Consider the following 25,553-nt stretch of genomic DNA (forward strand, 5'->3'; position numbering starts at 1 on the left):
GTGGCCCCGTTCCTCAGCCGAAGCGTCGGGCCAGTGCGCGGAAGACCCCGGGGGCCAGTCCGTGGACCCGGGCGGGGAGGGCCAGCCACGGCGGGACGAACGCGTCGTCCCGCCCGGCGGCCAGGGCCGACCACACGGCGTCGGCGACCCGGGATGCGGGGACCGGCCGGGGTCTGTTGCGGTGGTAAGGGACCCCTCTGCGGGTGAAGAACGGGGTGTCGACGGCGCCGGGCAGGATCATCGACACCCGGACCCCGGTGCGCGCGAGCTCGTAGCGGAGGCTCTCCGCGAAGGACATCAGACCGCCCTTGGCCGCCGCGTACACGGCCTCCTCCCGGACGCCCACGCAGCCCGCCATGGAGCCGATGAGGACGATGTGGCCGGTCCCCCGGGCGACCATCCCGGGCAGCACGAGCCGTACCAGGTGCAGGGCGGCCGACAGGTTGACCGACAGGACGGCGTCGAGGGCACCGGCGGGCATCCGGGTGAAGGGGCCCGCCCAGCCGATCCCCGCCCCGGCGATCAGCGCGTCCACCCTGCCCTCCCGGTGCAGCGCCCGCGCCGCGAGCCATTCCCGGCCCCGGGGGTCGGTGAGGTCGGTCGGCAGCGGGATGCCGGAGGTCTCCTGCGCGACGGCCGTCAGCCGCTCCTCGTCCCGGCCGTTGAGCAGCAGCCGCCAGCCGCCCTCGGCGGCGATCCGCGCGGCCACGGCGGCCCCGATGCCCGAGGACGCCCCGGTGATCAGCGCCACCGGCCGTACCGCACCGCCCGCGGACGGGCGCCGGGACCTGTAGGGCATCGTCGATCCTCCGGGGGCTCGGAAGGGCCGGGCAGTGGCTCCTCCAGAATCCTGGCTACCCGTCCCGCCCGCCTGTTCACGGTCGCCGGGTTCATCCACCCGAACAGGTCGACCGCGCACCATCCGGGTGCGGCATTCGGCCCTCCGGCGCGGTCCCTTGGGCATGGTGGGTCCCATGGAGCGGCGATACCTGCTCATCAGCGCGAGCATGGGCGCGGGCCACGACGCGGTGGCGGACGAACTGGCGCGGCGGCTCCGCGACCGGGGGCACACAGTGCTGCGGCAGGACCTCCTCGCGCTGCTGCCCGCCGGGGCCGGTCCGGCCCTGCGGTCCTTCTACCGCACGGCCGTCCGCCGGCTGCCCGGGCTCTATGCGGGGATCTACCGGACGTTCCTCGCGGGCGGGCCGGGGCCGCGGCCGGACGTCTCCCCGCTGGCCGCCGTCGCCGAGCGGCCGGTGCGGGAGGTGGTGGACCGGTGGCGGCCGGACGGGGTGGTGTCCACCTTCCATCTGGCGGCGCAGGTCACCGGACGGCTGCGGGCGCGCGGGGCCCTCGGGGTGCGCAGCACGGTCGTGGTGACCGACTTCGCCCTGCACCGCGGCTGGCTGCACCCGGGGAACGACCTCCAGCTCTGCCTGACCGAGGCCGGCGCCCGGGCCGCGCGGTCCGGCACCGGCAGGCCCGCGGTCGCGTGCGGACCGGTGGTGCCGCCGGGCTTCCACGCTCCCGCGCCCTCCCCGCTGTGGCGGGACTCGCCGGTGGGCGCCGACGGCCGGCCGGCGGTGCTGCTCTCGGCGGGCGCCTGGGGGGTGGGCCCGGGGCTGCTGGAGACGGCGGGAGCGCTGGCCGGCCACGGGTGTCTCCCGGTGCTGCTCTGCGGCCACGACCGGCGGCTGCGGCACCGGGCGGCCCGGCTGCCGGGGGTCCTGGCGCTGGGCTGGGTGGCGGATCTCCCGGGGCTGATGGCGGCGGCCCGGCTGCTGGTGGACAACGCGGCGGGCCAGACGGCGGTCCAGGCCCTGGCGGCGGGGCTCCCGGTGATCGGGTACCGCCCCCTCGCCGGCCACGGCGCCCACGGCGTACGGGAGATGGCCGCGGCCGGTCTGTCGGTCCTGGCCTCCGGGCCGCGGGATCTGCTGTCGGCGGTGGACGCGCTCGTCGCCCCGGGGCGGGACCGATACCGGCAGATCGCACGGGGGAGGTCCGCGTTCCGGTCGGACGCCGCCGACCACGTCGCCGAGCCGCCGACCGGGGCAGCGCCCCGGGAGCCGTGAAGAGGACCGGCCCCGGGAGCCCTGACGTCGCGGGGTGCGGAAGCCCCATGGACATGAACAGCGAACCTCGGCCCACGTCTTCTTCCTACCGCGTGCCTGTCTCCTTGACGTGGTACAGCTCGGGCACGGAGACCTTGATCGGCTCTTGAGTGGTCCGTGCGATCACGACGACCACGGGCTCGCTGGGGTCGGGATTCTCCTCGCGATGCGGGACGAACGGGGGGACGAGCAGGAAGTCGCCGGGACCGGCGGCGATCCGAACCTCCTGTACGCCGTCGTGGAAGAAGAACACGGGGTGACCGCTGACCACGTAGATTCCCGCCTCGGACTCGCCGTGATGGTGGTTGTCCGTTGAACTGAGCGGCGCATTCTCCACCAGGCCCATCCAGAGCCTCTTCGAGCCGACGGTGCCGCCACTGATGGCGGCATGGCCATCCAGCTCACCGGCCCGAACGTGGTGGACGCGGTTGCCCAGCGGCGCGCTGCCGTCTGCGCTCACGGCGGATCCGACGGCTTCGTGGGTGGTCATCGCGTGGTCTCCTCATTGTTGTCGCAGGTCTTTGACCGAGCATCAGGCTGCGACCACCGCACCCGGGACGGCAAACGTCGTTGCTGTAGTGGCAAGAACCTCCGGAGACCGAGGCGCGAAGGCATTCCGGCCCTGCTCATGAACCATCCACGCCGAGCCGGCAAGCCGTCCGGCCCGAGGCCGCGCCCGGGCCCCGGGGCGCCCTTCGGGTGTCCGTCCGCGAGGGAACACGCCTCCCCCACCCCATCTGCCACCACACCCCCGCCAAACCCACCAGCCCCACGCGCAGCGGACACCTTCCGTCGTGATCCGTGACCTCGACGGCCGCTCGGTAGATACTGGAGTCGGACGTTCCGGTGGAGCTCGCTCAGGGGTACCGTTCGATCCTGACACCCAGTCAGGGAAGTCAGCATCGAGTCAGCATCAGACCCGCCGGAGGCCGCTTCGGACCGTCAGGACCGCCAAGATCGAGAGCTGGGCACAGCCACCGCGACCTGCGGAAACGCAGCCCAGAAGCTTGCTTTTAGCCTTATCAGGAGGTACCCGTGAAGATGCTGATCAACGTTCCGGACACCGTGGTCGCCGATGCGCTCCGCGGGATCGCCGTCGCCCACCCGGAGCTCACGGTCGATGTGGAGAACCGGGTCGTCGTACGCCGGGACGCACCCGTGACCGACAAGGTGGGGCTGATCTCCGGCGGAGGCTCGGGGCATGAACCGCTGCACGGCGGGTTCGTGGGGCCCGGGATGCTCGACGCCGCCTGCCCGGGGGAGGTCTTCACCTCGCCCGTGCCCGATCAGATGGCCCGCGCCGCGGCTGCCGTGGACAGCGGCAAGGGCGTGCTGTTCATCGTGAAGAACTACACCGGCGACGTGATGAACTTCAACATGGCCGCCGAACTGGCCGAGGACGAGGGCATCCAGGTCGCCAGCGTGCTGGTCAACGACGATGTCGCCGTCACCGACAGCCTCTTCACCGCCGGCCGGCGCGGCACCGGGGCGACGCTCTTCGTGGAGAAGATCGCCGGAGCCGCGGCGGACGAGGGCGCTCCGCTGGAGCGGGTGGAGGCCGTCGCCCGGAAGGTGAACGAGAACTCCCGGAGCTTCGGGGTGGCGCTCAGCGCCTGCACCACCCCGGCCAAGGGCAGCCCCACGTTCGACCTGCCCTCCGGTGAACTGGAGCTGGGCATCGGCATCCACGGCGAACCGGGCCGCGAGCGGCGCCCGATGATGACGTCCCGGGAGATCGCGGACTTCGCCGTCGACGCCGTCCTGGACGACCTGCGCCCGGACGCGCCCGTCCTGCTCCTGGTCAACGGCATGGGCGCGACCCCGCTGCTGGAGCTGTACGGCTTCAACGCCGAGGTGCACCGGGTGCTGGCCGAGCGTCAGGTCAGCGTCGCCCGGACACTCGTCGGCAACTACGTGACCTCGCTCGACATGGCCGGCTGTTCGGTGACGCTGTGCCAGATCGACGAGGAGCTGCTGCGGCTCTGGGACGCGCCCGTGGCGACGCCGGGCCTGCGTTGGGGGCGCTGAGCCTTCGCCCCGCCCCGGAATCGGTCCGCTACGAGGATCCGGCGGCCGGGTGACCGGGGACATCCGGAGACCGGGGCCGGCCCGCGATGAGCCGCGGGGCGGCGCCGGGCTCCGGGCACTCCGGGCCCGCCTCAACGGCGGGGGCCGGTGGGTCCGGGCCCGCCTGAAGGCCGGCCCCCGCCGGAGTCACTTCCCCACGGTGGCGAGGTAGGTGTCGAACTCCTCGCCCCGCTGGGTGTCCTCGAAGACCACGTAGTGCGTGAGCCTGCCCCAGCGGGCGTGGCCGTAGATCGTGCCCTCGTTGGCGTAGACGGTCTCGCCGTGCTCGTCCTCGCAGTAGTCGTGGAAGCGGAGACAGAGCCGGGTCGCCCAGGGCGGTCCGGACACCAGGACGTCGTCGAACTCGATCTTCAGCCCGGCGTCGACGAACCGCCGCAGCCACCGCTCGACCTCCTTCTTCCCGCGGAACTCCCCGGCCCATGAGCTCCGTCCGGGGAAGACGAACCGGACGTCGTCGGCGTACGTGCGCAGTTGTGGTGCGAGGTCCCCCTCGCCCAGCCGCCGCGCGTTGTGGCGCACCAGGGCGCCCACCGCCGCCTCGTACAGCGCGGGCAGCGCCACCCCGACCGCCACGGCGGCGGCGGTGACTGTTCGTCGGCTCCCGACCGGCATCCGGCTCTCCCTCTCCCGTTGGTCCCGCAGTACTCGTTCGCGCTCTCCCGGCACTCTCCCGGCGGCGCTCTCCCGGTGCTGCCGGCGCACGCCCCGAGGCATTCGGCACCCCGACGGCGCCATCGGCGCGCCGCACGCCGTCGCGCTCCTGAAGCGCCCGGCACCTCGCAGCGGACGGCCCCGCAGCGCACAGCGCCCGAAGCGCACGGCTCCCGACCCACGCGACGGTAGCGCCGGAACCCTCCCCGTGCACCACCCTTCCGCCCGGCACGGCGGGCCGGATCCCAGCGGCGCGCGGCACGGCGGGGCGACGACAGGGTCACGGGTCGCCGCAGGAGTCATGGTCCACCGGGCGGGCGGCGTCGGGCAGGCCATCCGACGATTCGGATCCATCCGAAATGGCGTTCTCGCGCCGCTACACCAGCATTTTTCGGACAAGCGTGCACTGAGAGCACACCATGCAGGTCCGTTATGGCCTTCCGCGGTACGCAACCGTGCGGAAACAGGGGCGAACAGCCTGTGATCACACCGTGATTCATGCGGTTGTCCACCCCGTATCATCAAAAATTTGCTGCCGAATGAGGATTCGGCAGCAAGTAGTGACCGAAAATGGTCTTCCCACTTTGACTCTTGACCAACTGTTGGCGAATGTCATGCGCATGGACTCCTCCCAACAGGCTGCGCCCGGCGGCCCGTTGCGCATGCGCGACTTCCGGTTCCTGCTCGCAGGCGCCACCGCCGGGCAGGTCGGCGCCCAGGTCACCCTGGTCGCCCTCCCCCTGGTCGCGGTGCTCGAACTGCACGCCTCCGCCTTCCAGGTGGGGCTGCTCACCGCCGCGGAGACCGCCGCGTTCCTGCTCGTCGGGCTGCCCGCCGGGGCCTGGGTCGACCGGATGCGCAAGCTGCCGCTGCTCATCCGGGCCGATGTGGTGCGGGCCGTGGCGATGGCCGGCATCCCGGTCGCGGCGGCCCTGGACGTGCTGACCATGGCGCAGCTCTACGCCGTGGCGCTGATCACCGGTGTGGCCACGGTCTTCTTCGATGTCGCCCACCAGAGCTACCTGCCCCGGCTGCTCCCCCAGGAACAGCTGGTGGCGGGGAACGGGGCGCTGGAGACGGTCCGTTCGTCGGCGCAGATCGCCGGTCCCGGACTCGGCGGCGGGCTCGTCCAGCTCGTCGGCGCCCACCTGGCGATCGTCGCCGACGCGGTGGGCTATGCGCTCTCGGCCCTGTTCCTGCTGGGCATCCGCCGCCCCGAGCCCGCACCCGAGCCCGTGCCCGACGCCTCGCTGCGACGGGAGATCGGCGAGGGACTGCGGTTCGTGCTGGGGCGTCCGCTGCTGCGGGTCATCGCCGCGACCACCGGGCTCGGGAACTTCTTCACCGCGCTGCTGATGGCCGTACAGACCGTGTTCCTGGTGCGGGTGCTCGGTCTGAGCCCCGCCGCGGTCGGGCTGATGCTGTCGGTGGCGGCGGTCGGTGGACTGGCCGGCGCGCTCGCGGCGGGCCCGCTCGCCCGCGCCCTGGGACAGGCCCGCATCATCTGGCTGTCCTCGCTGGTCACGGGCCCGTTCGCGCTGCTGTGGCCGCTGGCCGGCAGCGGCGCCGCGGCCACGCTCTTCGCCATCGGGTCCGGTGTCGTCTTCTTCGGGGCGGTCGTCTACAACGTCGCGCAGGTGAGCTTCCGGCAGACTCTGTGCCCGCCCCGGCTGCTGGGCCGGATGAACGCCACCATGCGCTTCCTGGTCTGGGGCACCATGCCCCTCGGCGCCTTGGTGGGCGGTGCGGTGGCGGACGCCGCCGGGCCGCGCGCCGCCGTGTGGGTCTGCGCGGTCGGCTTCCTCCTGGTGCCGCTGCCGCTGCTGTTCTCCCCGCTGCGCCGGATGCGCGACCTGCCGGCGCCGGTGCCCGACGAGCAAGCGGCCGACGCGGTGCCAGCGGCCGCGGACGGCGGCAGTACCGAGGCCACGCCGGTCGGCTGAGCACCATGGGGCGGCACCGGCCCGCCCAGGGCCGGACACCGGCCGGCGGACCGTCCGTCCGCCCCTCGCCCGGTCACGGCAGCGCTCCCGGCCGTGCCCTCATGGGCCCTCGACGGAGCGGCGCCACCGCCAGTTCGTCCGGGGGCCCTCCGGGAGGACCGGCCTCCACGCGCCGCGTCGGCGGAAGCGCCCGCACGCAGCCGCCGCGGCCCGGCAGGAACACCCTGTCGCGGAACCACCCGCAGGCCCCTGAACCACCACCGCACCACCCCGCACCACCGCCCGCACGGGGGCTCTCCGCCCCCGCTCCCTGTCCTGCCCGCCGCGCGCGGACCGGACGCCGACCAGAGAGGAACCGGTGCACTCCAGCATCACGGGCCAGTACCTCACCCGATATCAGCGGCTGGACGAGAGCGGCGGTCTGCTGCCCGTCACCGGGGCGCAGCGCCGGTTCGTCCTCGTGCGCTCGCTCGACCCGGCCGGACGGCCGGATGTCGTGCCGCTCTTCTTCGCGTTCCCGCGCGGCACCGTGGATCTGACGCGGCTGTCTGCGGCCGCCGGTTCGCTGGCCGCCCTGCACCCCGCGCTGCGCGCCCGGACGGCCGTGCTGCGGGGAACTCCCGTGCAGCGGCTCGGCGATGCCGAGGTGCCGGCGGAGCGGGTGGAGTCCGCGCCGGGCGAGGACGCGAAGGCCGCGCTGCGCCGGGCGCTCGGCCGGTGGACGCCGGACGGCCCGCCGCTGCGGCTGTACCTCGCCGACGACGGTCCGGACGCGGCCGAGGAGGTGCTGGCCGTCGCCCTGGACCACGCCGCGTGCGACGGACAGTCGCTGGCCAGGATCACCGAGGAGCTGACGGCCGCCTACCGTGACGGGCTCGGCCCGGCGGACGTGGACCCGGGCCGGGTGGCCGCCGAACTGCGCGCCTACCGGGAGGCCGTGCTGCTGCAGCTCGCCGCCGAGGAGCGGGCGAGCGCACCGGCCGCCCTCGCGTACTGGGCCGAACGGCTCCGCGGCGTACAGGACATGACACCCGCCGCGGGCGCACGTCCCGTGCCCGCGGGGCTGCCCACGGGTGCGGCCGAGGTCCGGATCCCGGTCCCGGCCGGTGACGGCGCCGCGCTCCCGTTCCCCGCCCTGCTGGAGGCGTGCCGGGCCGCCGTGGGCGCCCTGCACGGCCCCGGTCATGTGGTTCCCGTCGGGTACCCGTGGGGTGGCCGGCCGGCCGCGGCGGAGCCGGTGCTCGGCTGCTTCCTCAACACCGTGGTCTTCCCCGCGGCGACCGGCGCCCCGGCGGACCCCGCCGGGGACGCGGCCACCGCCTGGTGGGACGACCTGGACCGGGCCGACACGCCGTTCGACGAGGTGGTGCGCGCGGCGCGGGCCGCCGGCGCGGCGGCCTGGTCGGGCCGGATGGACGCCATGCTCACCGTCGAGGACCGGAGCCGCCGCGCGCCCCTGCGGCTCGCCGGGGTGGACGGGCGGGAGGTGAGCGTGGACGGGCGGCCCGTGCGCTCCCCGTTCGCCGTCTCCGTCAGCCAGGGCTCGGACGTGGAGCTGCGGATGGTCTGGGACCGCGCCCTGATCGACGACGCCGCGGCCCGTGACGCCTTCGGGGCGCTGGCCGCCCGGGTGCGCTCCGGCCTGCCGTCCGGAGCGGCCGGGCCGGTCATCACTGCGGCCGGGCACAGCCCCACTGCGTAACACGCCGTACCACTGCGGCGGCCCACCGCGCGACCCGCGGAGGCCGCCCGCTCGGCAGGGCCCGCACACCGGGCTCCCGGCCGACCGTTTCACCGATACCGAACCCCGACTACCCCAGGGATGGCCGATGTTCCCCCTCTCCTCGTCGCAGGAGATCGTCTGGCTGCACGAGCAAGTGACGCCGGGCAGCCGCGCCTACAACTTCACCGGAGCGCTCGACCTGTGGGGCGCGCTCGACGAGGAGGCGCTGCGCCGCGGGCTGGCCGCGACGCTCGACCGGCATCCGGGACTGCGCCTGGAGCTCGTGCCCGGAACCGACGGGATCCCCGGCCAGCGGGTCGCCCCGGCGTGCCCGCCCCGGCTGCGCACCGTGGACCTCTCCGGACAGCCGGACCCCGAGGAGGCGTTCGCCCGGCTGCTGCGCACCGAGGCCGAGACCCCGCTGGACACCTGCGAGGCGCCGCTGCTGCGCTGGACGCTGGTGCGGCTCGCGCCGGACCTGCACCGGCTGATCCATGTCGAGCACCATCTGATCCACGACGGCCACTCGTTCGCGATCCTGCTCGACGACGTGTTCCGCGTCTACCGGGCCCATGTCCTGGGCGAGCCGGTCGCGCTGCGGCCCGCGCCCTCCTACGAGGAGCACGTGCGGGCCGCGGCGGCGCCGGACGCCGTCGCCTCCCGCGACCGCAGCCTCGCCCACTGGCAGGACGAACTGCGCTCGGCCGCCTTCGACATGCCGCTGCCCGGCCTGGCGCGGCCGGGTGCGCGGCGCCGGCACCGGGGCGGCCAGCTCCGCCAGTCCATCGGCGCGGACCTCGCCGGGAAGCTGCGGGAGCACGCCCGGGAGCGGGGGCTCACGCCGTTCGCCGCGCTGCTCGGCCTGTTCGCGGAGCTGCTGCGGCGGCACAGCGGCCGGTCGGAGATGGTCATCGGCACCGCGGTGGGCAACCGCCCGCGCGGTTTCGAGGAGACCGTCGGGATGTTCGTCAACACGATCCCGCTGCGGCTGGCGCCGGACCCGGACGCCCCGGCCGACGCGGTGATGGACGAGGTGACCGACACCCTGATCCGGGCGCTCCCGCACCAGGACGTCCCGGTGCAGGAGCTGACCCGGGCGCTCGGGATGCACACCTCGGGGGCCGACAACCCGCTGTTCAGCGTGATGTTCAGCGCCCATGACGCGGCGCTCCCGGAGATCGAGGTGCCGGGTCTGGACGTAACCCTGTTCGAGGGGTTCAACACCGGCACCACGCGCTTCGACCTCGATGTGGTGCTGCTGCCGGACGACCGCCGTGGGGTGAGCCCGCGGCAGGGCGCCCCCGGTATGACGCTGGTGTGGGACTACGACGCCGACCTGTTCGGCGAGGACGTGGCGGAGCTGCTCGCCGGACGGCTGCTGGACCTCCTCCGGTCCTACCTGGAGAACCCCGAGGCGCCGCTGGCCGCGCTGGCAGGGGCCGGAACGGACTCCCGCCCGGAGGCCGCGCCTTCGGTGTCCGGCGCGCGGGGCGACCTGCTGGACCCGGTCGCCCGGCACGACCCGGCGCGGCCCGCGGTCCACGCCGGTGAACTGCGGCTGACCTACGGGGAGCTGGACCGGCGGGTGGCGGAGCTCGCCGAACGGCTGCGGGCCTGCGGCGTGACCGCGGGGCAGCCGGTGGCGGCGGTGCTCCCGCGGGGCACCGACTCCGTGGTGGCGCTGCTGGCCTGTCTGCGGACGGGAGCGGTGTACGCCCCGCTCTCCCCGCAGGACCCGGCGGCCCGGCTCGGCCTGCTGCTGGAGCGGCTCGCTCCGGCGCTGGTGCTGACCGACGGCGGTGCGGAACTGCCGTCGACGGCCCTGCCGGTGGCGCCGGTCGGCGACCGTGTGTTCCCGCTCGCCCATCCGGCACGGACCGTGGACGGCGCCGCGTACATCATCCACACCTCCGGCTCGACGGGCATTCCCAAGCCGGTCGCCGTCGGCCGGGCGGCGCTGGAGAACCACATGACCGGCGCGGCGGACCGGTTCGGGCTGGTGGCCGACGACCGGGTGCTGCTGTTCGCCCAGCCCTCCTTCGACGTGGCGCTGGAGGAGGTGCTGCCCTCGCTGCACGCCGGAGCCTGTCTGGTCGTGCCGGACCGCGAGGTGCCCACCGGCACCGAACTGGCGGGGATGCTCGCCGACACCGGGGTCACCGTCGCCAACCTGCCGACGAGTTACTTCCTCGCCACGCGCGCGGAACTGCGGCCGGCGCTGCGGGAACGGCGCTGGGCGCCGCGGCTGGTGGTGCTCGGCGGTGAACGGATCCCGGCCGACGCGCTGCGGGAGTTCCTCGGCGACACCGACGCCACCGTGCTCAACGTGTACGGGGTGACCGAGGCCGCGGTCAGCTCCACGGTGCACGAGATCACCGCCGCGGACCTGGTGGACGGCGCCGAGGTCCCGCTCGGCACGGAGCTGCCCGGAGAGCGCGTGCACGTCCTCGACGCGGGGCTGCGGCCGCTGCCGGCCGGCGCGGTGGGCGAACTCGCCATCAGCGGCGCGGGCCTGGCGGAGGGCTACGTAGGCAACGCGGAGACCACGGCCGCCCGCTTCGTGCGCCCGGAGGCGCTGGGCGGCGAACGGGTCTATCTGACCGGCGACCTGGGCTACCGCGACCGGTCCGGGCGGCTGCACTTCCTCGGCCGCCGCGACAACCAGGTCAAGCTGCGCGGCTACCGCATCGAGCTGGAGGAGATCGAGGCCGCCGCGTCGGCGGAGCTCGGCGGCCGGTCCTGCGCGGTCGTGCTCGACCGTGAGGCGGCGGGCGGTCCCCGGCTGATCGGCTTCCTCGAGGGCACCACCGAGCCCGATCAGGAGGCCCTGCACACGGCGCTGAGCGGGCGGCTGCCCGGGGCGCTGGTACCGGGCCGCTGGGTGCGGCTGGACGCGATGCCGCTGCTCCCCGGCGGCAAGCCCGACCGGGCCGCTTTGGCCCGGTCCGCCGCCGGCCTCACGCCCGTCCGGCAGCCGGTGGACGAGGCCCCGGCCGCGTTCGCCGACCCGGAGGTGGCGCTGCTCGCCGAGGGCTGGCGCGAAGTCCTGGGCCACGCGCGCTTCTCCGAGTCCTCCCACTTCTTCCGGATCGGCGGGCACTCGCTGCTCGCCGCGCACCTCGCGGCCTGGCTGGAGCCCCGGCTGGGCGACCGGCCGCCGCTGCGCCTCCTCTTCCAGAACCCGGTGCTGGCCGACCAGGCCCGCGCCCTGACCGCCGTCGGCACGACGGCCGCGCCTTCGGAGTCGATATGAGCGAGCACCTCACCAGCACCCCGTCCGACGCCACCGCACCGTCACGTCCCCCGCTCAGCGTGGCCCACGGGGACGCTCCCTCCCCCGCGGCGGGCTCCGTGCTCGCCCACTACGAGGAGTGGGTGCGCCGGACGCCGGACGCCCCCGCCGTCCTGGACGGCGAGGACCGGTGGAGCTACGCCGAGATCGACGCGGCCGCCGCGGACGTGGCCGCCGCGCTGCGGGACCGGGTGCGCCCCGGCGACCTGGTCGGCGTCTGCCTGGACCGGTCCGCCGCGCTCGTGGTGACCGCGGTCGCCCTGGCCCGGCTCGGCGCCGTCTATCTGCCGCTCGGACCCCGGCCCGGGGAGCGGCGGATCGCCGCCGTCACCGAGAACGTCCGGGTCGGCTGCCTCATCGGGGAGCCCGCCCTGCTGCCGGAGGCGCACCGCACCGGTGAGCAGCTGGCGCTGGCCCTGCCCGGCCGGGGTGCCAACGCGCCGGCCGCGGCGGTGGCCGCGTTCACCACGCCGCCCGAGGGCGCGTCGGCCGCCCCGGAGGGCGCCTTCTACGCCGTCCTGACCTCGGGTTCCACCGGCACGCCGAAGGCCGTCGCCGTCGCCGAGCCCGCGCTCGGCACGCTGCTGGACTGGTACCGCGCGGAGACCGGGGTCGGCCCCGGTGAGCGGCAGAGCCTGCTGATCGGCGTCGCGTTCGACCCGCACCTGATGGAGCTGTGGGCCGGTCTGACGAGCGGTGCGGCCCTCTGCCCCGCCCCCGACGCGGTCCGCTGGGACCCGGCGGTGCTCACCGACTGGTGGCGCGACGCCCGGGTCACCGTCGCCGTCGCCGCCACGCCGATGACCGAGCCGGTGCTGGACCGGCCGTGGCCGTCGGGTCTGGCGCTGCGTCATCTGGTCGTCGGCGGGGACCGGATGCGCCGCCGGCCGGCCGCCGGTCTGCCGGTGACCGTGCACAACGCCTACGGCCCGGCCGAGTCGACGGTCGTCACCACGACGTACGCGATGCGTCCCGGTGCGGCCGGCGGTGCGGAGGGCGCTCCGCCCATCGGACTGCCCCTTCCGGGGGTGACCGTGTGCGTCACCGACGAGCAGGGTGTCCTGCTGCCCCGCGGCGAGGCCGGTGAACTGCGCATCGGCGGACGGCTGCTGGCGCTCGGCTACCTGGACGAGGCACTGACCGCGCAGCGGTTCACCGCCGCTCCGGACGGCCTCGGCGCGCCGGAGACCGACCGGGTCTACCGGACCGGCGACCGGGTGCGGATGGGCGAGGACGGCGAGCTGGAGTTCCTGGGCCGGCTGGACGACCAGGTGAAGATCAGCGGGGTGCGGATCGAGCCCGCCGAGGTCGCGGCGGCGCTGGAGCGCGACCCCGGGGTCGCCGCCGCCGTGGTCGCGGTGCGCCGCACCCCCGCGGGTGACGCGCGGCTCGCCGCGTTCGTCCAGGCCGCACCGGGCCACGGGCTCTCCCCGAGCGCGGTGCTCAGCGGGGTGCGGCCGTGGCTGCCCGAGCAGGCGGTGCCCGCCTCGCTGACGATCGTGGACGGCTTTCCGCTGGACGCCAACGGCAAGGTGGACCGCGCGGCGCTGCTCGCCACCGGGGAGTCCGCGCCCGCCACGGCAGCCGCGGACGGTACCGGCACGGCGGACGGCGCCGGCGCGGACGAGGGGGCCGGCGCCGGTGAGCGGCTGGTGCTGCGGCTCTGCCGTGATCTGCTCGGCGCCCCGGACATCCGGCTGACGGACAACTTCACCGAGGCCGGGGGCAATTCCCTGGCGCTGGCCCGGCTGCTGACCGCGGTGCGGGAGGAGAGCGGGGTCCGGCTGCGGGCGCCCGAGGTGCTGCGGCAGCCCGATCTGCGGGCGGTGGCGGCGCTCCTCGACAGCCGCCGGCCCTCCGACGGCGGGACCCCGGCGACCGCGTCCGCCGTCACCGGAACCGCCGTCACCACCACTGCCACCGGAAGCACCGGCACCGGGACGGTCTCCGGGACCGCCCCGCACGGGCGGACACCCGACGGGGACGGCTCGCTGCCCGTCCTCATCGCCCGGCACGCCGCCCGGCGCCCCGACGACCTGGCGGTGCTGGACGGCGGGACCACCCTGACGTACCGGCAGCTCGTCTCCTCGGCCGCGGCGCTGGCCGGCCGGCTGCGGGACCGCGGGGTGCGGCCGGGTGACCGGGTCGCCCTGCTCGTCCCGCGTTCCGCGCGGACGGTCGTCGCCCAGCTCGGGGTGTGGTGGGCGGGCGCGACCTGCGTGCCGCTGGACCCGGCGCACCCGGCGGCCCGTACCGCCCGGATGCTCGCCGACACCGAGGCCGTGCTGACGCTGACCGACGGCAAGCTCCTGGAGTCCTCGGACCTGAGCCCCGAGAAGGTCCTGGTGCTGCCCGCCGACGGGGCCCTGCCCGACGCCGAGCCGGCAGCGGTGGCGGAGCCCGTCGCCGCCGGCCCGGACGGTGCCGCGCTGGTGCTGTTCACCTCCGGCTCGACCGGCCGCCCGAAGGGCGTGGCGGTGACCCACCGCGGGATCGCGGACCTGGTGCGGAACCCGGGCTATGCCACGGTCACCCCGCGGGACCGGGTCCTGTTCCACTCGCCGGTCACCTTCGACGCGTCGACCTTCGAGCTCTGGGGGGCGCTGGCGAACGGCGCGTCCGTCGCCGTCTGCACCGCCGAACGGCCCTCGCTGGAGGATCTGGCGCAGCAGGTGGAGCGGCACGGTGTCACGGTCGCCTTCTTCACCACCGCGCTCTTCCACCAGCTGGCCGTGCGCCGTTCGCGGCTGTTCGGCGTGGTGCGCACCGTGGTGACCGGCGGCGAAGCACTGGCCGCCGCCCACGCCCGCGCGGTGCTGCGGGCCTTCCCCTGGCTGGAGCTGGTCAACGCCTACGGCCCGACCGAGGCGACGACCTTCGCCACCGTCCACCGCGTCACGGACGCCGACTGCGACGGCCAGGTGCCCATCGGGCGCGCCGTCGCCGGTGCCACCACGCACGTGCTGGATGCCGACGGGAACCCCGTAGTGCCGGGCACGCAGGGCGAGTTGTGGGTCGGCGGGACGCGGCTGGCCCTCGGCTACGTCGGCCTGCCCGAGCTGACGGCCGAGCGGTTCGTCGACCATCCGGCGCACGGGCGGCTCTACCGCACCGGCGACCTGGTCTCCGTCCGTCCGGACGGGGTGCTGGACTTCCACGGCCGCGCCGACGACCAGGTGAAGGTCCGGGGCTTCCGGATCGAGCCGGGCGAGATCGAGCACGCGCTGCGCGAGGAGCCGGAGGTGGACGACGCGGCGGTGACGGTACGTCGGCCGAGCGCGGACGACGCCCGGCTGGCGGCGTTCGTCGTGGCCGCTCCGGGGCCGGTGCCGCGCGCCGAGACGCTGCGGGCACGGCTCGCCGGACGGTTGCCCGCGCACCTGGTTCCGGACATGTGGACGGTCGTCGACCGGCTGCCGCTGACCAGTTCCGGCAAGGTGGACCGGCGTGCCCTGGCCGAGCTCGACGGCTCCCGGTCCGGTGCGCTCGACACCGCCGCCCCGGCGGTGGGCGATGCGGCGCTGGGTCCCATCGAACAGGCCGTGGCCCGCGCCTGGAGCCTCTCCCTCGGGCGGGAGGTCACCGAGCGGGACGCCGACTTCATCGAGCTGGGCGGCCACTCGCTGCTCGCGCTGGCCGTCGTCGACGACCTGTACGAGGAGCTCGGGGTGGAGCTGCCCCTGGCGGAGTTCTTCGCCGCCCCCACCGTGGCCGGCCACGCGGCGGTCCTGGAACGCGCCCTGCTGGCCGAGCTCGGGGACGACGCCGGGCCCGGGGACGAAACCGACGGACCCGAGGCGTCCGGAGCACCGGAGGCCGGCTCCGGCCTCCCCGGCGCGGCCGGACACGACGGCGCCCGCCACGACCTGCCGACGGAGGACCTCCATGGCCACTGATCCCGCACTCTCCTCCGTCGCCCGGCAGGAAGCGCTGCTGCGCCGGGCCCGTTCCCGGGCCCGCACCCGTACCGGCGGCCCGGCACCGGTTCCCGGCGCCGTCGCCGGCCCGGACGCCGCCGACCGTTCCGGTCCGGTGCCGCTCTCCCGCGCGCAGCGGCGGATGTGGCTGATGGACCGGCTCGGCCAGGGCGGCGCCCTGTACGCCGTGCCGTTCGCCACCCGCGTCCGGGGCCCGCTGGACACCGCGGCGCTCGGCGCCGCCCTGGACGGGCTGGTCCGGCGGCACGAGATCCTCCGGACCCGGTACGGCCACCGCGAGGACGAACCGTTCCAGCAGGTCATGGACCCGGCGCCGGTTCCCGTCCCGGTGGTGGACGTGGCCGGCGACGGCACGGAGCAGCTGCTCCGGGAGGCGGCCCGCCCGTTCGACCTGGCCACGGGGCCGATGCTGCGCGCGCTGGTCGTCCGGCACGCCGAGCAGGACCACACGGTGCTGCTGACCCTCCACCACATCGCGGTGGACGGCGGCTCGCTCGGTACGGTCGCCACGGAGATCGCGGAGCTCTACGCCGCGGCGTGCGAGGGCCGTGCCGACCGGCTGGCCCCGGCCCCGCAGTACGCGGACTTCGCCCGCCGGGAGCACGCGTCCGCCGAACGGCTCGCGCCCGGCCTGGAGCACTGGCTGCGCCGGCTCGACGGGGCCGCCCCGCTCGTCCTGCCCGGTCCGGACCGGGCCGCGGACGGAACCGCCACCGAGGCCGCGGACGGGACCGGCGCGTCCGGTCCGGCGGCCCGCTCCGGCCGGATCCATGAAGCGCCGCTGGGCGCCGAGGTGCTGCCCGCGCTGCGGGCCCTGGCCCAGGAACGGCGGACCACGCTGTTCACCGTGGTGCTGGCCGCGGCGTTCGCCGCACTGCACCGGGCCACCGGGGAGAACGACCTGGTCATCGGCTGTGCGAGCAGTCACCGTACGGGCGCGGCGATGCGCGGACTCGTCGGGCTGTGCGTCAACACGCTGCCCGTCCGGGTCGATCTGTCCGGCGATCCCGCCTTCGGGACGCTGGTGGACCGGGTGCACACGGCGCTGCTGGAGGCCCAGGAGCACCGCGAGGTGCCGTTCGACCTGGTGGTGGAGCGCCTCGGCGCCGCCGCGCGCGGCGGCGACGGGACCGCGCTGGTCCGGGTCACCGCGGATCTGCTCCAGGAGCCCACGGCGCTCCTGCTGCCCGGCACCACGGCCGAGGCCGTCGAACTCGACCTCGGCACGGCCAAGTTCGACCTGTCCTTCGGTGTCGCCGAGGCGGAGGGCGCCGCCTCCCTGGTGCAGCACAGCGCGGCCGTCCTGGGCGACGGAACGGGCGCCCGGCTGGCGGACGCGTTCGGGGAGCTGCTGGTGGCCGTCGCCGCCGACCCGGCGCTGCGTGCGGCGGCGCTGCCCGGCGGGCTGCTGACGTCCGGCCGGCAGGACGCCGCCGGGCCGGCGGGGACCGGGGCGGCGGGGACCGCGGCGGCCCATCCGGCCGAGGAGCGTCTGCGGGCGCACCCCGACGTTGCGAGCGCGGTCGTCGTGGAGTTCGCCGGCCGGCCGCCGCTGGCGTGGGCGGTCCTCGCCCGCGCCGGCGGGCCGAGCCCGTCGCAGCTGCGGTCGCACCTGCGCGCGGGGCTGGAGCGCTCCGCGGTCCCGGCGGCGGTGACCCTGCTCGACACGCTGCCCCTCACGGCCGACGGGACGGTGGACCGGACGCGGCTGCCCGGACTGCCGGCGGTGCCCATGGCCCCGGCGCCCGCGCCGGAACCGGAGCAGAAGCCGTTCACCGGCGAGCGGGAACGGGCCGTCCTCGCCGCCTACACCGAGCTGCTGGCCCAGGAACCGGCCCCGGACGACGACTTCTTCGTGCTCGGCGGCCACTCCCTGACCGCGGTCCAGCTGGCCGAACGGCTGCGGGAACGGCTCCGGCTGCCGCTCACCGGCCTGGACGTCATGGAGCGCCGCACCCCCCGGGCCCTGGCGGCACTGCTGGACGCCCGGGAGGCCGAACGGGCCGCGGCGTCTGCGGCCGCCCCGGCCCGCCGTCCGTCCGCGACCCGGACCGGCACCGTCCTGGTGACCGGGGCCACCGGTGGCGTGGGGGCGTTCGTGGTGCGGGAGCTCGTCCGGCGCGGGCGGCCCGTACGGGCGCTGGCCCGCCCCGAGTCGGCACACCGGGTCAGCGGGGACGGCGTGGAGGTGGTCGAGGGCGACCTGACCGATCTCGACAGCCTGCGCGCCGCCTGCTCCGGAGCGGACGCCGTCATCCACGCGGCCTGCACCTTCACCCGCCCGGAGGTGGACATCGCGGCGATGGAGGCGCTGGTGGCCGCCTGGCGGCAGGGCCCGTTCGTGTTCGTCAGCAGCGTGGACGCCTACGGGCACCCGGCCGAGGCCGAGGTGGCCGAAGGCGCGCCGTCCCGCGAGCCGCTGACCGCGTACGGCAGCGCCAAGGTGACCTGCGAACGGCTGCTGCTGGACGCGGCCGGGAGCGAGGGCCGCGGCGGTGCGTCCGCTGTGCGCTCCCCCATCGTCTGGGGTGCGCACGACCGGCTCCGGGACCAGCTGCGCTGGGGTGCGACCGGGGCGCTGTACCAGGCGGCGCTCGCGGGGGACCCGCTCGTCCTGCCGGACCCGGGCAACGGGGAGCACGGCTGGTACGGCGCCCCCTGGGTGCACGCCGCCGCGCTCGCCCGCGCGCTGGTCACCTGCCTGGACGAGCCGGTGAACGGGGTGGTCAACGCGATCGGCGGCCATGTGGCCTGGCCGGACCTCGCCACCGAGCTGGCCGCCCTGCTGGGCAGCGGCAGCGCGGTGACGTTCGGGGCGGGGACGCACCGCGACCTGGACCACCACTGGCGGTACCGGGCGGACCGGCTGGCGCCGGTGCTCACCGAACGGCCGGGCGAGGACTGGCGGTCGGTGCTGGCTGCCATGGTCGGCCCGGCCACGGGCTGACACGGGTCACCCGAGGGAGGGGAACGGGCCGGTGAACGGCTCGTGACGGGGCAGGGGCCCGGTGCCGGCGACGGCACCGGGCCCCTGGCTTGCTTCCGGTTCCGGCGGCCCGTGCCGAGCGCGACCGCACCGCGGCTGCGCACCGCATGCGTCGCCCGGTCCGTGCCGGGTCCGTCCCGCCCCCGCGGCGTGCGGGGGCCGTTGCCCGGCGCGGCGGGTCAGGATGCCTCGACGGCCGCCTTGATCCGGTGGGCGAACGCGTCGGCGTCCTTGCGCGCGGCGCCGAGCGCGAGGCCCGCGACCAGCTTGCCGAGCCCCTGCCCTTCCAGGACGTTGAAGACGTGCAGCCTGGTCCGGCCGTCCACGGTGGGCTCCAGGTCGTAGCCGCCCTCGGGGGCCGTCACCAGGTTCTTCGAGATCTCGGTCCAGCGGATTCTCCGGGGCGGCTCGAACTCGCTGATGCGGAACTCCCGGTGGGTGGTCATCCCGGCGTCCTTGACGGTGCTGCGGTAGACGGTGCCCACCGTCGTCGCCCCCTCGGTCGTCTTCTCCATCCGCTGCACCCGGGGACTGAACTTCGGGTCGTTCTCGCCGTTGGCCAGGAAGGCGAAGACCTCGTCCACGGGCCGGTCGATCTCAACGGTCGCTTCGAACTTTCCTGCCATGGTCTCTCCCTGAGCGCTCGTCGGCGGGCGGTGGCGAGCGCATCGTCCCAGACAGGGGCCCTCGGACCCGGCCAACGCGTCGGGCACCGCCGGGCATCGCCACGACGGCCGAATCCCGGCCAACCGGCCCGCGGCTGCCCTGCCCCGTTCGGCGCATGCCGCCGCGCCGGGCACCCTGCCGCCCCTCGGGAGCGCCCCGGGAAGCGGACCAGGGTTCAGACGAAGGTCTTCGCCAGACGGCGCAGGCCCTCCGAGATCTCGTCGGGCGAGTGGGTCGTGAACGACAGCCGCATCGCTGCCGGATCGGGAGTGCCTGCGAAGAACGGCGCGCCCGGGACGTACGCCACCTCGTGCCCGACCGCGACCTTCAACAGCTCCGTCGCGTCGTACCCCTCGGGGAGGGTGACCCAGATGAACATGCCGCCCTCCGGGCGGTTCCACCGGCTGCCCGCGGGCAGCGCCGCCGGGAGTCCGTCGAGCATGGCGTCCCGGCGGTCCCGGTAGGCGGAGCACATCGTCCGGACATGGGCGTCGAGGTCGCTGTCCCGCAGATAGCGGGCCGCGGCGGCCTGGTCGACGGTCGAGGTGTGCAGGTCGGCCGCCTGCTTGGCTATGACGCAGGAACGGCGGAGACCGGCGGGCGCGCGGAGGTAGCCGAGCCGCAGCCCCGGCGCCATGATCTTGGAGAAGGAGCCGAGCAGCACGGTGCGGTCGGCCGCGGCCTCGGCGCCGGAGATCCACGGCACCCGGTCCCCGTCGTACCGCAGGTCCCCGTACGGGTCGTCCTCGACGATCCAGAAGCCGTGCCGGGCGGCCGCCTCGGCCACCGCGGTGCGGCGTTCCGCCGGGAGGGTCCGCCCGGTGGGGTTCTGAAAGGTCGGCACCAGGTAGAGCAGCTTGGCCGGCTCGCGCGCCACGATCTCCTCGAGGGCGGCGGGGACGATGCCGTCGTCATCGGTCGGCACCGGGACCACGCGTGCGCCGGAGAAGCCGAAGCACTGCAGGGCGGCCAGGTAGCAGGGGTCCTCGACCAGCACCACATCGCCCGGTTCCAGCATCGCCGTGGCGATGAGGGTGAGTGCCTGCTGCGACCCGGTGGTGATCAGCAAGTCGTCGGGCCCGGTGGAGAGGCCACGCCCCGTCAGCCGGTCCGCGATCGCGGTACGGAGCTCCGCGTCCCCCTCGGTCGTGGAGTACTGCAGGGCCCGCTGCGGCTCCTCCGCCAGCACGCCGTCGTAGGCGGCCCTGATACCCGCGGTGTCGAAGAGTTCCGGCGCGGGCAGACCGCCCGCGAAGGAGATCACTTCGGGGCGCTCGGTGAGCGCCAGGATCTCCCGGACGGGCGACGAACCGACGTTGGCGAGCCGGGAGGCACCCGCGGGCACCGGCGCATGGGGGGCGGAGGGAAGCATGGCCACAGCATATCGGCAGCCAAGAGGGCCCTCCAGATTGTTGATTCGCCGGCCGTCGACGCCTTGGAATAGCGAATTCCGGTTACCGGCAACCGACGATTCCTCTTCTGTACCGGCCGCCGGAGCCTCTGCCGTCTTCACTTGCCTTCCTCGCTGTTCCTCCCCTCGACTCGTCCGCCTCCGGGCACCTTTCGGCGCCGAAGTCAGCATGTCTCTGTCCCTTGCGCACTGTGCGATGCAACAGGACGATCCCAGTGGTGCACCCCGCCCGAACAGGCAGGAGGACATGCACCCGCGCGCTGTTCACCGCCGGGGTTGCACCTCTTTCTGCGGGGAGCACAAGCAACTCTGCGGGGAGCACAAGCAACAGCCGGGAAGGCTCCCAGCTACTCCCGCTTCGCGAACTCCGTCCGCTCTCCCGCCCGCTGGAATACCGGTCCTTCCCATGCGTCGACTGATCGACGCGGCACGTGGCATTTCGGGAAATCGCAGCCGTCACCGCCCGGGCGTGGACGCATTCCGCCCCGAAGTCCGACGAGCACCGGAGAATTGCGCGATCCACGGGGCGACGGTCGACATCCCGAGGCCGTCGAATGATCCCGTGCCGTGCCATCGGTGGACGGGCGGACTCGCGCCAAGCCGGGACGGCCCTCGAGGCCCCGGCACCGCGGTCCCGCAACGCTCACCGTCACGGGCCGCGGCGGTGCCGGAGTCGGTCGCTCAGCTCTTCTTGCGCCGGTTCCTGTCCTTGAGGGATTCCCGGGCGCCCGCCAGGTTCTCCTTGACGTCGTGCATCGCCTCCCGGGCCCTGCCCTTCATCTGGTCGGCCCGGCCCTCGCCACGGAGACGTTCGTCGCCGGTGACCTTGCCGACCATCTCCTTGGCCTTGCCCTTCCACTTGTCCGCGGGGCCGTGACGGCCGCCGCCGGTGCGCTCTCTCATGGGAGCCGCCTTCCTGTCGGCGGATGCTGATGTCCGTCGTCCACGCTGCCGCAGGCACCACGGGTTCGCACCTCGGACACCGGTCACCGGCCGGCCCGGCCCCGTGTCACCGGCGGAATCGGTCAGCGGCGGGACCGTCAGTCATGGGAACGGCCGGCCGGGAAACGGTCAGTCCCCGACGGCAGGATCGAACCAGGCAGGCCCGTCCCCCAGAGCCTGCTTGATCCGCATCAGCGCGAAGTCCTCCAGCTCGGGCAGGCTGTCCAGGGAGAACCAGCCCACCTCCAGCGACTCGTCGTCGTTGACCCGGGCCTCGCCGCCGACCGCGCGGCAGCGCAGCGTGACGTCCATGAACTGGCACCGGTCGCCGTTGGCGTACTCCATCGGGTCCATGGCCTGGACGAGCACGACCCGCTCCGGTACGCACTCCACCGCCGTCTCCTCGAGGACCTCGCGCACGGCGGTGCGGGCGGGCTGCTCCCCCGGTTCGCAGATGCCGCCGATGATGGACCAGCGTCCGGTGTCGGCGCGCTTGCCGAGCAGCACTCGCTCGTCGTCGTCGAAGACGATGGCACTGACGCCGGGGAGCCAGAGGAGCTGGTGGCCGGCGGTTTCGCGCAGGGCGAGGATGAAGTCGGGCGTTGCCATGCGACGAGCCTAACGGTCGGCCCGATCTTGAGCCCGGCACCCCGGCGGCGCCCGGCGCCGTCACCCCGCGTTCCGCCCCGCCGTCGCCGCATTGCTCCTGCACAGGGCTCCACAGCCCGGCATCCCAGCCGATACGGTAGGCCGACCATGTGCCCGCTCGGCACCCGTAGTGCCGCGAGCGGTGCCCGTCAGAACTGGGGGGTCGACGGGATGGCACCGTCTGTCGCTGAACCCGCCGCGCGGGAGCGCGGCAGCACCGCCGATGTGACCGGCGTCGTCGTCCTGGGGTGCTGCGCGGCCTGGGCCCTGATCAGCGCGGCCGGCCGTGAGTCCCGCCCGGAGGGCATGCTGCTCGCGCTGCTCGCGGTGGCGGCGGGGTACGCCTGCGGGCGGATCGGCGGAGCGCTGCTCCCGGTCGCCGCCCCGGTCGGCGCGGCGCTCGCCGGGGTGGCCCTGGCCGCCGGCACTCCGTACGACCTGCCCGGCCCGGCCGTGGGGCCCACTCCCGGACACACCGGTGCCACCGCCGCTCAGCTGGCGCTGGCCGCGGGTGCCGCGTGCTGCGCCGCCTGGGCCACCCGCAGGCCCGCGCTGCGGCTGCTGGCGCTGGCGGTCGCCGCGGCGGCGCTGGTCCTCGGTTCGGCGGCGGGCTGCGTGGCGGCGCTGGTGGTCCTGGTCTGTTCGCTGGCGGCGGGGCCGGCCCGGCACCGGCTGCCGGCCCTCGCCGGGGCGGCCGTGCTGGTGGCCTGTGCGGCCGGCGGTTCGTGGGCGCTCGCGGAGGGCCGGCTCCCCGACGGGCTGTTGGCCCGGGCCGAGGTGCGTCTGACCGAGCACCGGATGCTGCTGTGGCAGGACGCGGTGGGGCTCGCCGAGGACCATCCGGTGCTGGGCGCCGGCCCCGACCGGTTCGGCGACCTCAGCGCGACGGTGCAGCAGACGGCGAACTCGGACGGCAAGCCTCATTCGGCGGTGCTGAAGCAGGCCGCGGAGCAGGGGGTTCCCGGGGTGCTGCTGCTGGCCGCGGCCTACGGGTGGGTGCTCCACTCGCTGTGGCGGTCGGAGCGGTCCACCGGGGTCGCCCTCACGGCGGGGGCCGCGCTGACGGTGCTGGCCCTGCTGTCGGTGGCCACCAATGCGTTGAGTTTTGTGCAGGTGACGGCGGCGGCGGGGTTGCTCGCGGGCCTCGCCGCGGCGCGCCCGCTCAGCGAGGGCGGCGGCGCGGCGGCTCCCGCCACCGGGTCCTGGCCCCGGGTCCAGGGCGCCTTTCCGCCCTGACGGAGCCGACCCGGCAGATGCGGAGCCGGCCCGGGCGGCTCACCGGCCGGCTCCCCGGTACGGATCGGGTGTGCGGTACGGATCGGGTGTGCGGTACTGCCCGGCGGCGGCACGCGCAGGCGCCCGGCTCGGGAGGCAGGCAGGCGCCAGGTGTCAGGCGTCGGGCGTCGGGCGTCAGGCGTCAGGCGTCAGGCGTCAGGCGTCAGGCGTCAGGCGTCAGGCGTCAGGCGTCAGGCGGAATCGTGGGGCGGCAGGAGGCAGTCAGGCGGGATCGTGGGTCGACGTCATCCTGCGCAGCCGGTCGTGGATCACCCGGACCGCGACCTCGGCCTCGTCGACCGTGACCGTGAACCGGCGGCCGTCCCCCATCCGGAGCAGCAGGCCCTCGCCCCGGCGGACGACCACGGCGGTGCCCTTCTCGGGGCGCCACCGGCAGCCCCAGCCACCCCACTCGTGCGGGGTCACCCGGGGCACGTACTCGGCGCCGACAACGTTTTCCAGCGCGATGCGACGGCGCGGCAGACCGACGTGGCCGCACCGGACCTCCAGGACCTCGTCCTCGATCCGCACATGGACGTGGACGAAGGCGAGCGTGCCGTAGAGCACCAGCAGGCCCACGGCGAGGCAGCCGATCACGGACATGAGCAGGGGCACGATGCCGGACGTCCAGGGGGCCTCGACGGCGAGTTCCACCCCCAGGGCCATGCAGCCGACGCCGAGGGCGGCGAGCGGCCACTGCGCGCGGTTGGTCGCGCGCCCGGTCCACACCGCGGGGACGGGCTCGGCCCGGCCGCCCGGATCGTCGTGGTGGAGGTCGTCCCTCATGAAGCGAGCGTACTCGCGTTCCCCCGCGACAGCAGAGCGTGACCGGGCCGCTCCACGGCGCACACGCCGCGGTGCATCCGCGCCGGAGCCGCCACGCGCCGACGGCCGGCACCTCCGCGGGACGGCGGATCCGGGCCCGGCGGAGGTCCCGGCCGAGGAGCGGCGCGGCAGGCGCCGGGCGGTCCGTGGGGCGTCAGCCCACGGCGGGGCTCATGGCCGCGAGGAGCCGGCCCTCGGCGTAGGTCAGGGCGACCTCGGGCAGGGTGCTCTCCCGGCCGCTGAGGATCACCGTCAGGTCGTCGGACGGGTCCGCGGCGGGCGCCGGCCGGGCACCGATCCGGCGCAGGGCCTGCGCGGCGACGGCCCCGGCGGAGCCGTGCAGCGCGATCGCGGGCCCGGACGGCTGCTGCACGGCCTCCCGGATGCGCTCGGCGACCAGCTCGTAGTGGGTGCAGCCCAGGACGACGGCCCGTACGTCGCGGGGGGTGAGGGCCGCCGCCGCGGCGATGGCGGCGTCGATCGCCTCCTCGTCGCCGCGCTGCACGGCGTCGGCGAGACCCGGACAGGGCACGCCGGTGGTCGCCACACCGTCGGCGAACTCCGCGATCAGATCGCGCTGGTAGGGACTTCCGGTGGTGGCCGGGGTGGCCCAGATGGCCACCGGCCCGCCGCCCGCCGCCGCGGGCTTGACGGCCGGCACCGTGCCGATCACGGGCAGCCCGGGCTCCAGTGCCGCGCGGAGCGTGGGCAGGGCCTGGACGCTTGCGGTGTTGCAGGCGACGATCAGCGCGTCGGGCCGGTGGGCGGCGGCGGCCTCCGCACAGGCCAGGGCGTGCTCGGTGGCATATTCCGGAGTTCTGGGGCCCCATGGCATGCCATCAGGGTCGGAGGACAGCACGAGTGCGGCGTCGGGGCGCAGCCGACGCACCGCGGCGGCGGCCGCCAGAAGCCCGATACCGGAGTCCATGAGCGCGATTTTCACCCGGCAACCTTATGCGATGGGCCGATCGGGGCAACGCCGCCGTCGGGTCCGCCACGCACCGGCCCGTACGGGGGCGAAGCGGCGTGACGGCACGGCGCCCTGGCCCCC

General features: G+C 75.2%; 17 protein-coding genes. 8 read left to right on the forward strand and 9 right to left on the reverse strand.

Features of this window, described 5'->3' with window-relative positions; genetic code table 11:
* Nucleotides 1-13: 13 nt before the first annotated feature.
* On the reverse strand, nt 14-799 hold the full coding sequence (locus ACFYYR_RS29810; protein ID WP_388860378.1) for an SDR family NAD(P)-dependent oxidoreductase: 786 nt from the start codon (nt 797-799) through the stop codon (nt 14-16).
* A gap of 175 nt (nt 800-974) precedes the next feature.
* On the opposite strand from ACFYYR_RS29810, the gene ACFYYR_RS29815 reads away from it, so the two are divergent.
* Nucleotides 975-2,075, forward strand: coding sequence for a galactosyldiacylglycerol synthase (locus ACFYYR_RS29815; RefSeq protein ID WP_388860382.1), 1,101 nt, complete (start codon nt 975-977; stop codon nt 2,073-2,075).
* A gap of 85 nt (nt 2,076-2,160) precedes the next feature.
* On the opposite strand, the gene ACFYYR_RS29820 is transcribed toward ACFYYR_RS29815, so the two are convergent.
* Complete coding sequence (locus tag ACFYYR_RS29820) at nt 2,161-2,604, reverse strand: cupin domain-containing protein (RefSeq protein WP_388860385.1); 444 nt, start codon at nt 2,602-2,604, stop codon at nt 2,161-2,163.
* Nucleotides 2,605-3,149: 545 nt separating this feature from the next.
* Between ACFYYR_RS29820 and dhaK the strand changes: the two genes are divergently transcribed.
* Nucleotides 3,150-4,142, forward strand: a complete 993-nt coding sequence (dhaK, locus tag ACFYYR_RS29825; RefSeq protein WP_388860388.1) for a dihydroxyacetone kinase subunit DhaK — start codon at nt 3,150-3,152, stop codon at nt 4,140-4,142.
* Between the two features lie 186 nt (nt 4,143-4,328).
* Here the strand turns inward: dhaK and ACFYYR_RS29830 are convergent, their stop codons facing one another.
* Nucleotides 4,329-4,814, reverse strand: coding sequence for a nuclear transport factor 2 family protein (locus ACFYYR_RS29830; RefSeq protein WP_388860391.1), 486 nt, complete (start codon nt 4,812-4,814; stop codon nt 4,329-4,331).
* A 659-nt stretch (nt 4,815-5,473) separates the two neighbouring features.
* Here ACFYYR_RS29830 and ACFYYR_RS29835 point away from each other — a divergent pair.
* From ACFYYR_RS29835 to ACFYYR_RS29855, 5 genes are all read left to right on the forward strand, one after another.
* Nucleotides 5,474-6,796, forward strand: a complete 1,323-nt coding sequence (locus ACFYYR_RS29835) for an MFS transporter (RefSeq protein WP_388860394.1) — start codon at nt 5,474-5,476, stop codon at nt 6,794-6,796.
* A gap of 358 nt (nt 6,797-7,154) precedes the next feature.
* On the forward strand, nt 7,155-8,498 hold the full coding sequence (locus ACFYYR_RS29840; RefSeq protein ID WP_388860397.1) for a non-ribosomal peptide synthetase: 1,344 nt from the start codon (nt 7,155-7,157) through the stop codon (nt 8,496-8,498).
* 127 nt (nt 8,499-8,625) lie between these two features.
* A complete protein-coding gene (locus ACFYYR_RS29845; protein ID WP_388860401.1) occupies nt 8,626-11,772 on the forward strand; it encodes an amino acid adenylation domain-containing protein in 3,147 nt (1,048 codons plus the stop codon).
* Nucleotides 11,769-15,707: an amino acid adenylation domain-containing protein gene (locus ACFYYR_RS29850; protein WP_388860404.1), complete on the forward strand. Its 3,939-nt coding sequence runs from the start codon at nt 11,769-11,771 to the stop codon at nt 15,705-15,707. Before ACFYYR_RS29845 ends, ACFYYR_RS29850 begins: the two co-directional genes overlap by 4 nt.
* A complete protein-coding gene (locus ACFYYR_RS29855) occupies nt 15,697-18,696 on the forward strand; it encodes a condensation domain-containing protein (protein ID WP_388860407.1) in 3,000 nt (999 codons plus the stop codon). Before ACFYYR_RS29850 ends, ACFYYR_RS29855 begins: the two co-directional genes overlap by 11 nt.
* 218 nt (nt 18,697-18,914) lie before the next feature.
* On the opposite strand, the gene ACFYYR_RS29860 is transcribed toward ACFYYR_RS29855, so the two are convergent.
* The 4 genes from ACFYYR_RS29860 to ACFYYR_RS29875 form a co-directional block, all read right to left on the reverse strand.
* On the reverse strand, nt 18,915-19,361 hold the full coding sequence (locus ACFYYR_RS29860; protein ID WP_388860410.1) for an SRPBCC family protein: 447 nt from the start codon (nt 19,359-19,361) through the stop codon (nt 18,915-18,917).
* 215 nt (nt 19,362-19,576) lie between these two features.
* On the reverse strand, nt 19,577-20,773 hold the full coding sequence (locus ACFYYR_RS29865; RefSeq protein ID WP_388860413.1) for a PLP-dependent aminotransferase family protein: 1,197 nt from the start codon (nt 20,771-20,773) through the stop codon (nt 19,577-19,579).
* A gap of 720 nt (nt 20,774-21,493) precedes the next feature.
* Nucleotides 21,494-21,715: a CsbD family protein gene (locus tag ACFYYR_RS29870; protein ID WP_388860416.1), complete on the reverse strand. Its 222-nt coding sequence runs from the start codon at nt 21,713-21,715 to the stop codon at nt 21,494-21,496.
* Between the two features lie 168 nt (nt 21,716-21,883).
* Nucleotides 21,884-22,363, reverse strand: coding sequence for an NUDIX domain-containing protein (locus ACFYYR_RS29875; protein ID WP_388860419.1), 480 nt, complete (start codon nt 22,361-22,363; stop codon nt 21,884-21,886).
* 210 nt (nt 22,364-22,573) lie between these two features.
* Between ACFYYR_RS29875 and ACFYYR_RS29880 the strand changes: the two genes are divergently transcribed.
* The gene (locus ACFYYR_RS29880) at nt 22,574-23,638 is read left to right on the forward strand and encodes an O-antigen ligase family protein (RefSeq protein ID WP_388860423.1); all 1,065 of its coding nucleotides are present in this window, start codon (nt 22,574-22,576) and stop codon (nt 23,636-23,638) included.
* A gap of 261 nt (nt 23,639-23,899) precedes the next feature.
* Here the strand turns inward: ACFYYR_RS29880 and ACFYYR_RS29885 are convergent, their stop codons facing one another.
* Nucleotides 23,900-24,463, reverse strand: coding sequence for a hypothetical protein (locus ACFYYR_RS29885; RefSeq protein ID WP_388860426.1), 564 nt, complete (start codon nt 24,461-24,463; stop codon nt 23,900-23,902).
* A gap of 193 nt (nt 24,464-24,656) precedes the next feature.
* Nucleotides 24,657-25,445 carry a glutamate racemase gene (locus tag ACFYYR_RS29890; protein WP_388860428.1) on the reverse strand — a complete coding sequence of 263 codons (789 nt, stop codon included), beginning with the start codon at nt 25,443-25,445 and terminating at the stop codon, nt 24,657-24,659.
* Between the last annotated feature and the right edge of the window lie 108 nt (nt 25,446-25,553).

This window comes from Streptomyces sp. NPDC001922, assembly GCF_042891165.1.
Taxonomy (GTDB): domain Bacteria; phylum Actinomycetota; class Actinomycetes; order Streptomycetales; family Streptomycetaceae; genus Streptomyces.